The sequence below is a fragment of the Companilactobacillus insicii genome (assembly GCF_003946015.1).
GTDB lineage: Bacteria > Bacillota > Bacilli > Lactobacillales > Lactobacillaceae > Companilactobacillus > Companilactobacillus insicii.
This window is the reverse complement of record NZ_RHNU01000004.1, coordinates 25,921-39,157: the sequence shown is the minus strand read 5'-3', so window position 1 is coordinate 39,157 and position 13,237 is coordinate 25,921. Positions and strand designations below refer to the sequence as shown.

Below are 13,237 nucleotides of genomic sequence, written 5' to 3'. Positions count from 1 at the left end.
ATTTACATTGGTAAGCAATCACTTACTTGCGTTATAATATCGAATATGAGAGCGGGGGGATTTATTTTGGCAGCAAATCAACATATGGTCGTAATTTCCTTAGATTCACTTGGATTTAGAGACATTCGCGAACATCAAGAAGAATTACCAACGTTAAATAAGTTGGTTAATGGTGGTACTTGGGTCAAATCAGTTACAGGTATTTATCCAACTCTGACGTATCCTTCACATACCACTATTATTACGGGGCAGTATCCTAACGTTCATGGAATCGTTAATAATACTAAGATTCAACCAGAACGTCGATCACCAGATTGGTATTGGTATCAAAAGGACGTTAAGTCAACGACCCTTTATGATTTGGCACGTGAAAAAGGGATGAGAACAGCTGCCTTTTTGTGGCCAGTTACAGCTGGAAGTAAGATCAATTATAACTTAGCGGAAATCTTTCCTAATCGAATTTGGACTAATCAAGTGCTGGTGTCATTAAAGGCCAGTTCACCGCTGTTTCTATTAGAAATGAATCACAAATATGGAAAGCTTAGAAACGGTATTAAGCAGCCACAACTGGATGAATTCATTACAGCATGTGCAGTTGATACGATTGAAAATAAAAAGCCTAATTTAACACTGCTTCATTTAGTTGATATGGATAGCATGCGTCATCGTTATGGTGTGCGATCTAAGGAAGCAATGGAGGCGTTGCACAGGTTAGATAATCATGTTGCTCAAGTTATTGAAGCAACCAAGAGAGCTGGAACATTTTATGATACAAATTTTGTTATTTTAGGTGATCATTATCAAATCAATGTCGATAAAATGATTCATTTGAATACATTATTTGCTCAAAAGGGATGGCTTAAACCTAATCAAGATCAGACTTACCAAGAAGATTGGCAAGTTATGGCAAAAACTTGTGATGGCTCTACTTATATTTATACTAAGAATTTTGATGATAAAGAAGAATTAACTGAACTGATTCGTAATGTAGAAGGAGTTGAATCAGTTTATCCACGTTATCGCGCCATCGAACGCGGGGCTGATCCAGCATGTACATTTATGGTAGAAGCAAAAGAGGACTATTATTTCACTGATGAAAGTGAAAGACCAGAAGTAGTGGAGAAAGTCGATCCCGATACTTTAGGCCAACCTGATCGTTATCACGGAGTTCATGGTTATGATCCAGATAAGTCTGATTACCAAACTACTATTATCTTCAACGGCCCAGCTGTGAATGCTGGACAAACGGTGGAGCATGCTAATTTGGTTGACGAAGCACCAACATTTGCACGTTTATTGGGGTTAGAATTCAAGGATGATCTGGCCGGTAAATGTATTGAAGGAGTTATCAAATGAGATTTAACAAGCATCAATGGAGTTGGATATTTTATGATTGGGCTAATTCTGGTTATGGAATCATTGTCACTACTGCGGTTTTACCAGTTTATTTCAAAGCTGTTGCACAAGGTAATGGAGTTAGCGCGGCCAATTCCACGGCTTATTGGGGTTATGCTAATAGTTTTGGAACTTTGTTAGTTTCAATTTTGGCTCCAGTATTAGGAGCGTTGGCAGATTATCCAGGTTACAAAAAGAAAATGTTGAATATTTTTGCATTAGTTGGTGTACTAATGACATTTGGATTGAGCGTTGTTCCTACGAATCAATGGTCTTGGTTACTGGGAGTGTATATCTTATCTATAATTGGTTATTCAGGTGGAAACTTGTTCTATGATAGTTTTTTGACTGATGTTGCTGATAACAAACAAATGGATAAGGTTTCATCTTATGGATATGGATTCGGATATTTAGGTGGAGTTCTGGCTTTTGTTTTATTTTTAGTACTTCAATTAACTAGTGGTTTTGGTATGTTATCAAGTTTTGGAGTGGCGAGATGGAGCTTTGTCTTGGCAGCAATTTGGTGGATTATCTTTTATATTCCGTTGATTAAGAACGTTAAGCAAGTGTATTCTGTCAAAGCTGATGCACACCCGGTCACATCAAGTTTTAAACGAGTGTTTGAGACCTTGAAGCACATTGGAAAATATAAAAAGGTTGCTTGGTTTTTAGTAGCTTACTTCTTCTACATTGATGGAGTCGATACTATTTTTACGATGGCGACTTCGATTGGAATGGATATGGGTATCACGACTACAACGCTGATGTTAGTTTTGTTAGTAGTGCAATTGGTCGCATTTCCTTTTTCAATTTTTTATGGTTGGTTAGCTAATAAGACTTCGACTAGAACAGGGATTTTGATTGGTATAATTCTTTACTTAGGAATTTGCCTATATACGCTTAAGTTAACTACGACAACTGACTTTTGGATTTTGGCAGTCTTAGTGGGAACTAGTCAGGGCGGTATTCAAGCTTTGAGTCGGTCATATTTTGGTCGACTAATTCCGAAAGAATCAGGTAGTGAATTTTTCGGATTTTATAATATCTTAGGAAAATTTTCAGCCGTTATGGGTCCAATCTTAGTTGGAATAGTTACTCAGATGACTGGTAAATCAACTATTGGTGCTGCATCGTTAAGTATCTTATTCTTAATTGGATTAATTATTTTTAGTTATTTACCAAAGTTATCTATAAGCGAACCGAATGAGTAAATTTATGGCGAAAGTATGTTCGATATGGTAATATATAGGCAATATATTTGTGCCTAACGCAAATTACATCTAATTCAATGAGTTAGGTGTATTTTTTAGCTTTATGGAGGATGAATTTTTGATAGATAGAGTAGACGATAATAAATTTGATTTAGTTTCGAAATACTCACCAGCGGGGGATCAGCAACAAGCAATTGATAAGATTACTAACGACTTTAAAGCTGGCGATAAGGAAGTCATACTTGAGGGAGCAACTGGTACTGGTAAGACTTTTACGATGGCTAATGTCATCCAGAATTTAAATAAGCCGACTTTGATTCTTTCACATAATAAGACATTGGCTGGTCAGCTTTACGGAGAATTCAAGGAATTCTTCCCTAATAATGCGGTTGAATACTTCGTTAGTTACTATGATTATTACCAACCAGAGGCATATGTTCCATCAAGCGATACTTATATTGAGAAGGATTCTAGTATTAATGATGAAATTGATAAGCTTCGTCACTCGGCAACTAGTTCACTGTTGGAACGTAATGATGTCATTGTTGTTGCATCAGTTTCATGTATCTTTGGATTAGGTGATCCTAGAGAATATGCCGATAGTATTATTTCATTGCGTGTTGGTCAACAAATTGGACGTGATGAACTGTTAGAGAAGTTAGTTGATAACCAATTTGAACGTAATGATATTGATTTTCAACGTGGACGTTTTCGTGTACGTGGTGATGTTGTGGATATTTTTCCAGCTTCACGTGACGATAACGCTATTCGTGTGGAATTTTTTGGTGATGAGATCGATCGTATCATTGAAATGGATGCTTTGACTGGTGAAATAAAAGGTCAAATGGATCATATTGGTATTTTCCCAGCAACTCACTTTATGATCAGTGATTCCAAAATGGAAGACGCCTTAGACCGCATCCAAAAGGAACTGGATGGACAAGTTGCTAAGTTCACTAAGGAAGGCAAACTGCTAGAAGCTCAACGTATTAAGCAACGGACTGAATATGATATTGAAATGATGCGTGAGATGGGTTATACATCTGGTATTGAAAATTACTCACGTCATATGGAAGGAAGAGCTGAAGGTGAACCTCCATTTACACTTCTAGATTTCTTCCCGAAGGACTTCAATATTATGGTTGATGAATCTCACGTTACAATGCCACAAGTCCGTGGTATGTATAATGGTGACCGTGCTAGAAAGCAACAATTAGTTGATTACGGATTTCGATTACCAAGCGCTCTTGATAATCGTCCCTTGAAGTTAGATGAATTCGAGAAACATGTTAATCGTATTTTGTATGTTTCAGCAACACCAGGTCCTTATGAGTTAGATCGTACTGATCATATTGCTACTCAGATCATTCGTCCTACTGGACTGCTTGATCCAAAAATCGAAGTTCGTCCAATTATGGGTCAAATAGATGATTTGGTCGGTGAAATAAATGATCGAATTGAAAAGCATGAGCGTGTTTTTGTCACAACTTTAACTAAGAAAATGGCTGAGGATCTAACGGATTACTTTAAGGATTTGGGTATTAAAGTTAGATATCTTCATAGTGATGTTAAGACATTGGAACGTACTAAGATCATTCGTGATTTACGATTAGGTAAGTTTGATGTCTTGATTGGTATTAACTTACTTCGTGAAGGTATTGATGTTCCTGAAGTTTCGTTAATTGCTATTTTGGATGCCGACAAAGAAGGGTTCCTACGTGCTGAACGTTCATTGATCCAGATTATTGGACGTGCATCTCGTAATGAGAATGGTAAGGTTATCATGTATGCTGATTCTGTTACTGATTCAATGGAAGCAGCAATTTCTAAAACTAGACATCGTCGTGAACTGCAAGAGAAGTTTAATGAAGAGCACGGAATTACTCCTAAGACAATTGTTAAACCAATTCGTGATGCTATTTCTATGTTCCAAAAAGTCGATAACTCGGATTCTGAAACTGAGAAGATCGACGACGACTTGAAGTTTGAAGATATGTCTAAGAAGGAACAAAAAGAATTACTCGATAATTTACAAGAACAAATGGAAGCTGCCGCCAAGAAACTAGATTTCGAAGCTGCTGCCAATTTGCGTGATACAATTCTAGATTTGAAGGCGGAAATTAAGTAACTATGTTAAATGATAAAATCGTAATTCATGGAGCTAGAGCTCATAACCTGAAGAATGTTGATGTGACTATTCCCCGTGATAAGTTAGTAGTAATGACAGGATTATCAGGTTCAGGTAAGAGTTCTTTGGCATTTGATACGTTGTATGCTGAAGGACAGCGTCGTTATGTTGAGAGTCTCTCTTCGTATGCTCGTCAGTTCTTAGGTCAGATGGATAAGCCGGACGTCGATTCAATCGATGGTCTAAGTCCTGCCATTTCGATCGACCAGAAGACGACATCCAAGAATCCTCGTTCGACTGTTGGTACTGTTACTGAGATTAATGATTATCTTCGTTTATTGTGGGCTCGTGTTGGGACACCGATTTGTCCTAACGATGGAACTGTTATTACTAGTCAATCAGCACAACAAATGGTTGATGCTGTTTTGAAACTGGATGAAGGCACTAAGCTACAAGTTCTTTCCCCAGTTATTCGTGCCAAAAAAGGACAACATAAAAAGGCCTTGGCTCAAATTCAAAAGCAAGGATACGTTAGAATTCGTGTTGATGGAGAAATCCATGATGTGAGTGAAGATATTGAATTAGATAAGAACAAAAAGCATGATATTGATGTTGTTGTGGACAGAATTGTTATTAATGATCGCATCAAATCTCGTTTATTTGATTCTGTTGAAGCAGCATTACGTTTATCTGATGGATATATGAACGTTGATGTTATTGGCAAGGATATGATGGTCTTCTCTGAGAAGAATGCTTGCCCATTGTGTGGGTTTACCGTTGGTGAATTGGAACCTCGTTTGTTTTCCTTCAATGCCCCATTTGGAGCTTGTGATAACTGTGATGGATTGGGTATTAAACTCGAAGTTGATATTGATTTAGTTGTACCTGACCAAACCAAGACCTTATCCGAAGGAGCAATTATTCCTTGGAATCCAATTAGTTCACAATATTATCCACAGATGCTTGAACAAGCTTGTAAAGAATTCAAAATAGATATGGATACTCCATTTGAAAAACTATCAGATCATGATAAGAATATTGTTCTTTATGGTTCAGTTGGTAAGAATTTCCACTTCCATTATGAGAATGATTTTGGTAATGTGCGTGATGTTGATGTACCGTTTGAAGGCATAATTCCGAACATTAATCGTCGTTATCATGAAACAAGCAGTGACTTTACTCGTGAAGTTATGCGTAAGTACATGACTGAATTAACTTGTCCAGTTTGTCATGGTAAGAGATTGAATCGTCAAGCTTTGGCAGTTAAGATCGAAGGACAAGATATTGCTGAAGTATCTAACATGTCGATTAAGGATGAACTCCCATTTTTTAAGAGTATTAAGTTAGGCGAACAAAACACCGTAATTGCTAAGCCAATTTTGAAGGAAGTTAAAGATCGTTTAACTTTCTTAATCAATGTTGGCTTGGACTATTTAACATTGTCACGTTCTGCTGGAACATTGTCCGGTGGTGAAGCACAACGTATTCGTTTGGCAACACAGATTGGATCTAACTTATCAGGAGTTATGTATATTCTTGATGAACCTTCAATTGGATTGCATCAACGTGATAATAATCGTTTGATAAGCTCGCTCAAGAAAATGCGTGACCTTGGTAATACACTGATTGTTGTCGAGCATGATGAAGATACTATGTTAGCTGCGGACTATTTGATCGATGTTGGTCCTGGTGCAGGTGAAAAGGGTGGTCAGATTGTGGCTGCCGGAACTCCTAAACAAGTAATGCGTAGTGCTAAATCATTAACTGGTCAATATTTGTCGGGTAAGAAGTTTATTTCGGTGCCCCTTGAACGTAAGGCTGGTAGCGGTGACTATATTGAAGTTTTTGGTGCCGAGGAGAATAACCTTAAGAAGATCGATGTTAAGTTCCCATTAGGTAAGTTCATCTCAGTAACTGGTGTATCTGGTTCAGGTAAATCTACATTGGTTAATACAATTTTAAAACGTGCTTTAGCACAAAAAATGAATCGTAATTCTAATAAGCCAGGTAAGTATAAGAAGATTACAGGCTACGATAAGCTTGAAAAGATGATTGCTATTGATCAGAGTCCAATTGGTCGTACACCAAGAAGTAATCCAGCCACATATACTGGTGTATTCGACGATATTAGAGATTTGTTTGCTCAAACTAATGAAGCCAAGCTTCGTGGATACAAAAAGGGCAGATTCTCGTTCAATGTTAAAGGTGGACGTTGTGAGAATTGCCACGGTGATGGAATTATTAAAATTGAAATGAACTTTTTACCTGATGTTTATGTTCCTTGTGAGGTTTGTCATGGAACACGTTATAATTCAGAAACATTGGAAGTAACGTACAAGGGTAAAAATATTGCTGAAGTCTTAGATATGAAGGTTGAAGATGCATTAGAGTTCTTTAATAACATACCAAAGATTAGAAGAAAGCTTCAAACAATTGTTGATGTTGGTCTTGGCTATGTTTCAATGGGACAATCAGCCACACAACTATCCGGTGGTGAAGCTCAACGTATGAAGTTAGCTTCTGAATTGTATAAGAAGTCAGCTGGCCATAACTTCTATATTCTTGATGAGCCTACAACTGGATTACATACTGATGATATCAAGAGATTATTAGCTGTTTTGCAGCGATTAGTTGATGAAGGTAATACGGTTCTAGTTATTGAACACAATCTAGATGTTATTAAGTCATCTGATTGGGTAATTGATCTTGGCCCCGAAGGTGGAGAAGGCGGTGGACAAGTTGTTGCCACTGGTACACCTGAGGAAATATGTGAGGTTAAGGATAGCTATACTGGACAGTATTTGAAACCAATCTTGGAACGTGATACAAAACGTACGATTGAAGCTGAAGAAAAGGCTGAAAAGAAAGTTACAAAAAAATCTAAGAAATAAAAGACTCGACTAATTTAGTCGAGTCTTTTTGTTGAAGCAAATGTCATATATACTTGACATTTATAAAATATATTATACACTTAAGATGTCAAATATATATGACATAATGAGGAAAGTAAATGAATCGTGTAAAGGAATATCGTACTAATTTAAAAATATCTCAAATGACATTGGCAAGTGAAATAGGTGTCGCTCGTCAGACAATCAATATGATTGAAAATAATAAGTACAATCCGTCATTAGATTTGTGCATTAAATTAGCGAAGGCATTGGGGACTGATCTAAATCATTTATTTTGGGAGGATTAAATTATGAAATCTAAAGAGTCTGTTTCGGTAAAACTTATTAAACATTTCTACGGAATTGATGGCGAGTTAGATGAGTATCGTCGTAGTGAACTAAATTGTATTGGTAACAATGCATTTATAATTTTGTTTGTGTACACATTAGTATCATCTGGAATTATGATCTTAGTAGGAAATATCAACATAAAGTATTTAGAATATTATCCAATGGTCAATTTGGTAGCCGTCATTTTTGGAGTGGGAATGTACATTATATTTCAAGTTGAAAAGCTTAAGTTATCTACTAAAGAAGTAACTAGCAAAAATTATAATGGAGAACGAAGGAAGTTAATAAGAAGGTCAATTAAAACGGCGCTATTTATTACAGTTATTTATTATGTATTAATCTCGTTCGTAGATATGAACGGCAGTGGCAGCTTCTATAGTAACTTAATCGATTGGCGAAATATTATAAATGCAGTTTTATTTGGAATAATATTTGGCAGTTTTACAACTGTAATTAATTATTCACATCTTAAAAAAATTCAATAAATATAAATTAGTTCAATCAGGAATGATTGGACTTTTTACTATCTTTAAAATGACACACCAGGCTCGTTGTGGTATGCTAATATCTGAATGCGAGGTGCACTATGTCAAAAGACATGCTTAGTTTGGTAATCGTAACCGGTATGAGTGGTGCCGGTAAGACCGTAGCAATGCAATCTTTCGAAGATTTAGGATATTTCTGTATTGATAATATGCCACCAAATCTTCTTCCTAAGTTTTGGGAGCTTGTTCATGAATCAGGAAAGATCAAAAAAGTAGCATTAGTTGTTGATATTCGTTCACGTGCTTTTTATGATGAGATCTTTTCAATGATTTCTCAAATGGACGAAGATGAACAAGAGAAGCAACAAAAGGTTGATATGAAGATCTTATTCTTGAACGCTTCTGATGAAGAGTTAGTGTCACGTTATAAAGAGACTCGTCGTAGTCATCCACTAGCAATGGAGGGACGCCTACTTGACGGTATTCAAAAGGAACGTGAACTTCTTGCAGAAATCAAAAGTCGTGCACAAGTTGAAATCGATACAACTGATTTGACTCCGCGCCAGCTACGTGAAGAAATTTTTGATAATTTTCAAGAAAATGAAGATACTCCTAAGTTTCACATTGAAGTTATGTCGTTCGGTTTTAAGTATGGTTTGCCAATTGATGCTGATATCGTAATGGACGTTAGATTTTTGAAGAATCCATTTTATGTTAAGAGCCTTAAGACGCAAACTGGTATGGATAAGCTGGTCTATGACTATGTGATGCAGGATCCAGTTACGGATAATTTTTATAACAAATTATATGATTTATTAAAAGATATAATTCCTGGATATGAAAAAGAAGGTAAAACTAGTTTAACGATTGCAATTGGTTGTACTGGTGGACAACATCGATCAGTAGCTATTGCCCAACGTCTAGGAACAGACCTCAAAGATAACTACCACGTTGATATTACACATCGTGATATGGAAAAATCTCAAAAGAAGGTAATTGAACATGCCAACAAATAGGATAGTTCGTGTTGTTAAGGGGCGCCGTCCAAAGGTTGTCGTTATAGGTGGGGGAACTGGATTACCAGTCGTATTAAATAGTTTGAGAAATAAAGATGCAGATATCACAGCTATTGTGACTGTTGCAGATGATGGTGGTTCATCTGGTGTATTGAGAGATTACATCAACGTCGTACCACCTGGGGACATCCGTAATGTTTTAGCATCATTATCTGATCTACCAAAAGTAGACTTAGATGTTTTTCAATATCGTTTCAACAGTGATGATGATTTTTTCTCCGGTCATGCGATCGGAAACTTAATCATTGCCGCATTGTCCGAAATGTCACCTAATATCTTTGACGCAGTCCAAGAATTATCGAAGATGATGCGTGTTGATGGCCGAGTATATCCTGCCAGCAATACTAAGTTGACATTGAATGCTGAATTTACAGATGGAACAACTCTTTCAGGTGAACATGAGATTACTCACTCCGGCAAGCATGTAAAGCGTGTTTGGGTAACCAATTCAGATAATCCTGAAGAAACTCCTAAGTCACTGTTACAGGTTGTGGCATCAATTATGCAAGCTGACGTTGTTGTATTAGGACCTGGTAGTTTGTTTACTAGTATCTTGCCTAACTTGATGATCAGTGACCTTGGTGAGGCGGTGCGTCAAACGCCCGCTGAAGTGGTTTATATTTGTAATATTATGACACAAATCGGTGAGACAGAAGGTTTCACTGATGCTGATCATGTGAATGTTTTGAACGAACATTTAGGTGGTAATTATGTTGATACAGTTCTAGTTAATACTAGACCCGTGCCAGAAGGCTATATGGATCATAAAAAATATGACGAATATGTCAGTCAAGTTAAAACAGATTACAAAGCATTAAGAGAAATGGGATGTCGAGTGATTCAAGATGATTTCTTATCGTTACATGATAAGGGAGCCTTTCATGATGGCAAAAAAATTGGTCGTGAAATATTGAATCTAGCATTTCAATCTGGAAATAGAAAAAATGAGGTGAGACACTAGTGGCTTCTTATGCAAGTGAAGTAAAGAAGGAACTCACTAGTTTGGAAGTTCATCCCGAACATGCACGTGTTGAATTATCAGCTTTGCTGAGAATGAATGGTTCGTTAAGTTTGCAGAATCATCATTTTGTTCTAACAGCGCAAACAGAGAATCCTGCGATTGCTCGTAGGATTTTTTCACTCATTAAATTGCGTTATGGGATGGAATCAGAACTATTGGTTCGTAAAAAAATGAAATTAAAAAAGAACAATCAATATCTTGTTCGTTTGAAATATGATACCGAAAAAGTCTTGAAAGATTTAGGTATTCTTGATGATACTGGATTATCTATTAATACTGATGTTCCTGAAGACATTCTTGATGAAGATCAACGTATGCGTTCATATCTTCGAGGTGCTTTCCTAGCAACAGGTAGCGTTAATAATCCTGAAACTTCTCGATATCATTTGGAGATATATTCACTCTATGAATCACATAATAATGGTATTGCTCAAATGATGAACCATTTTAATCTGAATGCTAGAGTGACTCAACGTCGTAATGGATACATTGTCTATTTGAAAGAGGCAGAGAAAATTGCTGACTTCTTACAAGTCGTTGGTGCAACCAATGCAATGTTGAAGTTTGAAGATATCAGAATTGTCCGCGATATGCGTAACTCAGTTAATCGTTTGGTTAATTGTGAAAATGCCAATATAAATAAGACCGTTGCTGCGGCTGAACGACAGGTAGAGAATATCAAACATCTACAAAGTACTGTTGGTTTGGATTCATTGCCGGATAAGTTGCGTGAAATTGCAGTACTTAGATTAGAGAATCCTGAAGTTTCATTGAAGGAACTAGGGGACATGGTACCAAGTGGTGCTATCTCTAAGTCGGGTATTAATCATCGTTTACGAAAGTTAAATCAATTAGCTGAAGAAGCCGTATAAAAAAAACGAGATCTCATTAGAGGTCTCGTTTTTGTTTACTCAAATCATAGCCAATATAACCAACTAGAGCTAAGAATAGTACGAATGAAATCCAAATCATGTACGGATAGACATGTGGATAAGTATTTATGACAGTGATATTCGCACTATTTAAATCTTTTGCATTATGAATTGTTAAGAAGCCATTATTATCAGTAGTCCACTTAGCAGATTTGCCATTGATTGTTACGTTGTAATTAAGTGATGAGTATCCCAGAATAGGCAATTCCAGATTTCCATTCTTTATATTTTTACCGCGATAAGTGACACTGTCTGTAGTTGATGCAGTTTTTGTTAGACGTATGTGATGGTTACCTTGTGTTATCCAATGATTCTTAAGCTTATTTTGAACATCAAACGATAACGATTGGCCGTTACTGTTAGGTTCCAGAGCAACTTGGTTAGGTGCATAATCTGGTATCAAGGTTCTTTGGATTCGTTCACTATTTATACCGCTACTAGTAAGTTTTACATCCTCATTAAGTCCAACATCTTTTGAAGATTCAGATGTTAGAGTTGATAATCCTTGACCATGATTATAAGCATAATTAGTTGTGACCTGTGTAGCGGCTGAAATCGATAGAACGGACAACAAAATTAAAATGAACTGGCTTGTATGTTCCTTGAAATTTTCTAGTAATAACAAAATTGGCACGATACCTAGAAATAATGCAAAGCGCCAGCCTGATTCTTGGAAGCTATTAATGACAGGTACATGATTAAATATTGCCCAAGGTGTCATATCAGTACTTAGGATAATTAGTAGTGATTCGACTAATATCCAAGGTAATAGATTTTTGATTTTTTTCTTATCAAAACCAATCATAACAATCATTAAGATTATTAATGATAATGTGGAAAAGGCAACACGAGCATTCCACTTGGAATTAGCAAACAATAACGTAATTGGATCAGCAATTATGTTTCCCTGACCAAATGGTGGCAGTAAGCCAGTCTTAGAGATAGTTATTACTCGATAAATAATCGGAAGACATAGGATTATTGTAATTACTCCAGCAATAATCGAGTTTATCCAAGGTGCAATTGTTCGATTCTTAATTGATTTCACAATCAAGAATACTCCGGCAACCATTGATATGGCAACAGCACTTAGTAAGTGTGAATTAACGACAATAGTCATTAGCAAGCCTAACTTAATTGCTAAGACATAGTTTATCTTTTTGCTTTCAATTATGTCTTTAAAAACAAAAACAATTGGAAAAGCAAATGCCAAGACGATTGCGGTTCCTGGTTGAAACTCTGTTGTGATATCACGTAAGACAGCACCTGAATAAGTGAAGATAAGAGCTGCCATACTGGAATTGAAGCTGTTGTAACGTTTGTTCAGTGATAAAAATGTCACGACAAACGTCATAGCAGCAATTAATACCTTGATAGCAATCACTTGATGAATTGGTGAGAGCATGTTGGTAAAAAAGACAAATGGCCAAAGTGTGAAATCGGGATACATCCCGTTGACAGCTTGACCAGCCGAGAAGAAAGTATCGAAGTTCAACCAACTTGGTAAGTTGCCATTTAAAAAAGCCTGTCTGATTTCATATACTCGTTGAGTATGAAAGAAAGTATCACTTCCAGAAATCATATAGTCAAAGTTAAATTGCCAAATCATCCAAACAAATAATGAAATAAAAAATAACAAAATAACTGAAATGGTCTTCTTGTTAATGTGATTTTGAGTATTCATAAAATCCCCCATAATTAATAATTCAGGAGTTAATTATACTTCTAATACAAAAAAACTGCGACC

General features: G+C 36.4%; 10 protein-coding genes. 9 read left to right on the top strand and 1 reads right to left on the bottom strand.

From position 1 onward, the window contains the following. The first annotated feature begins 66 nt into the window (after positions 1 to 66). From EKM79_RS02150 to whiA, 9 genes are all read left to right on the top strand, one after another. Positions 67 to 1,356: an alkaline phosphatase family protein gene (locus tag EKM79_RS02150; RefSeq protein WP_125565496.1), complete on the top strand. Its 1,290-nt coding sequence runs from the start codon at positions 67 to 69 to the stop codon at positions 1,354 to 1,356. Beyond that, positions 1,353 to 2,606 (top strand): MFS transporter, encoded by a 1,254-nt coding sequence (locus EKM79_RS02145; protein WP_125565495.1) that lies wholly within the window; start codon positions 1,353 to 1,355, stop codon positions 2,604 to 2,606. Before EKM79_RS02150 ends, EKM79_RS02145 begins: the two co-directional genes overlap by 4 nt. Before the next feature lie 118 nt (positions 2,607 to 2,724). Then, entirely contained in the window at positions 2,725 to 4,734 is a 2,010-nt protein-coding gene (gene uvrB / locus EKM79_RS02140; RefSeq protein WP_125565494.1) for an excinuclease ABC subunit UvrB, read from the top strand. Between the two features lie 2 nt (positions 4,735 to 4,736). After that, positions 4,737 to 7,625, top strand: a complete 2,889-nt coding sequence (gene uvrA / locus EKM79_RS02135; RefSeq protein ID WP_125565493.1) for an excinuclease ABC subunit UvrA — start codon at positions 4,737 to 4,739, stop codon at positions 7,623 to 7,625. Between the two features lie 119 nt (positions 7,626 to 7,744). Next, complete coding sequence (locus tag EKM79_RS02130; RefSeq protein WP_125565492.1) at positions 7,745 to 7,933, top strand: helix-turn-helix transcriptional regulator; 189 nt, start codon at positions 7,745 to 7,747, stop codon at positions 7,931 to 7,933. Between the two features lie 3 nt (positions 7,934 to 7,936). Beyond that, positions 7,937 to 8,461, top strand: coding sequence for a DUF3278 domain-containing protein (locus EKM79_RS02125; protein ID WP_125565491.1), 525 nt, complete (start codon positions 7,937 to 7,939; stop codon positions 8,459 to 8,461). Between the two features lie 101 nt (positions 8,462 to 8,562). Beyond that, on the top strand, positions 8,563 to 9,477 hold the full coding sequence (rapZ, locus tag EKM79_RS02120) for an RNase adapter RapZ (protein WP_125565490.1): 915 nt from the start codon (positions 8,563 to 8,565) through the stop codon (positions 9,475 to 9,477). After that, entirely contained in the window at positions 9,464 to 10,498 is a 1,035-nt protein-coding gene (locus EKM79_RS02115) for a gluconeogenesis factor YvcK family protein (RefSeq protein WP_125565489.1), read from the top strand. The genes rapZ and EKM79_RS02115 overlap by 14 nt, the downstream gene beginning before the upstream one ends. Then, positions 10,498 to 11,430 (top strand): DNA-binding protein WhiA, encoded by a 933-nt coding sequence (whiA, locus tag EKM79_RS02110; RefSeq protein WP_125565488.1) that lies wholly within the window; start codon positions 10,498 to 10,500, stop codon positions 11,428 to 11,430. Before EKM79_RS02115 ends, whiA begins: the two co-directional genes overlap by 1 nt. A 16-nt stretch (positions 11,431 to 11,446) precedes the next feature. Here whiA and EKM79_RS02105 read toward each other — a convergent pair whose 3' ends face one another. Beyond that, positions 11,447 to 13,174: a hypothetical protein gene (locus EKM79_RS02105; RefSeq protein WP_125565487.1), complete on the bottom strand. Its 1,728-nt coding sequence runs from the start codon at positions 13,172 to 13,174 to the stop codon at positions 11,447 to 11,449. Between the last annotated feature and the right edge of the window lie 63 nt (positions 13,175 to 13,237).

What these genes read in the sequence shown, in the direction of transcription:
- EKM79_RS02145 (WP_125565495.1), top strand. Translation starts at nt 1,353, where the DNA reads ATGAGATTTAACAAGCATCAATGGAGTTGGATATTTTATGATTGGGCT.
- uvrA (WP_125565493.1), top strand. Translation starts at nt 4,737, where the DNA reads ATGTTAAATGATAAAATCGTAATTCATGGAGCTAGAGCTCATAACCTG.
- EKM79_RS02130 (WP_125565492.1), top strand. Translation starts at nt 7,745, where the DNA reads ATGAATCGTGTAAAGGAATATCGTACTAATTTAAAAATATCTCAAATG.
- EKM79_RS02125 (WP_125565491.1), top strand. Translation starts at nt 7,937, where the DNA reads ATGAAATCTAAAGAGTCTGTTTCGGTAAAACTTATTAAACATTTCTAC.
- rapZ (WP_125565490.1), top strand. Translation starts at nt 8,563, where the DNA reads ATGTCAAAAGACATGCTTAGTTTGGTAATCGTAACCGGTATGAGTGGT.
- EKM79_RS02115 (WP_125565489.1), top strand. Translation starts at nt 9,464, where the DNA reads ATGCCAACAAATAGGATAGTTCGTGTTGTTAAGGGGCGCCGTCCAAAG.
- EKM79_RS02105 (WP_125565487.1), bottom strand. Translation starts at nt 13,174, where the DNA reads ATGAATACTCAAAATCACATTAACAAGAAGACCATTTCAGTTATTTTG.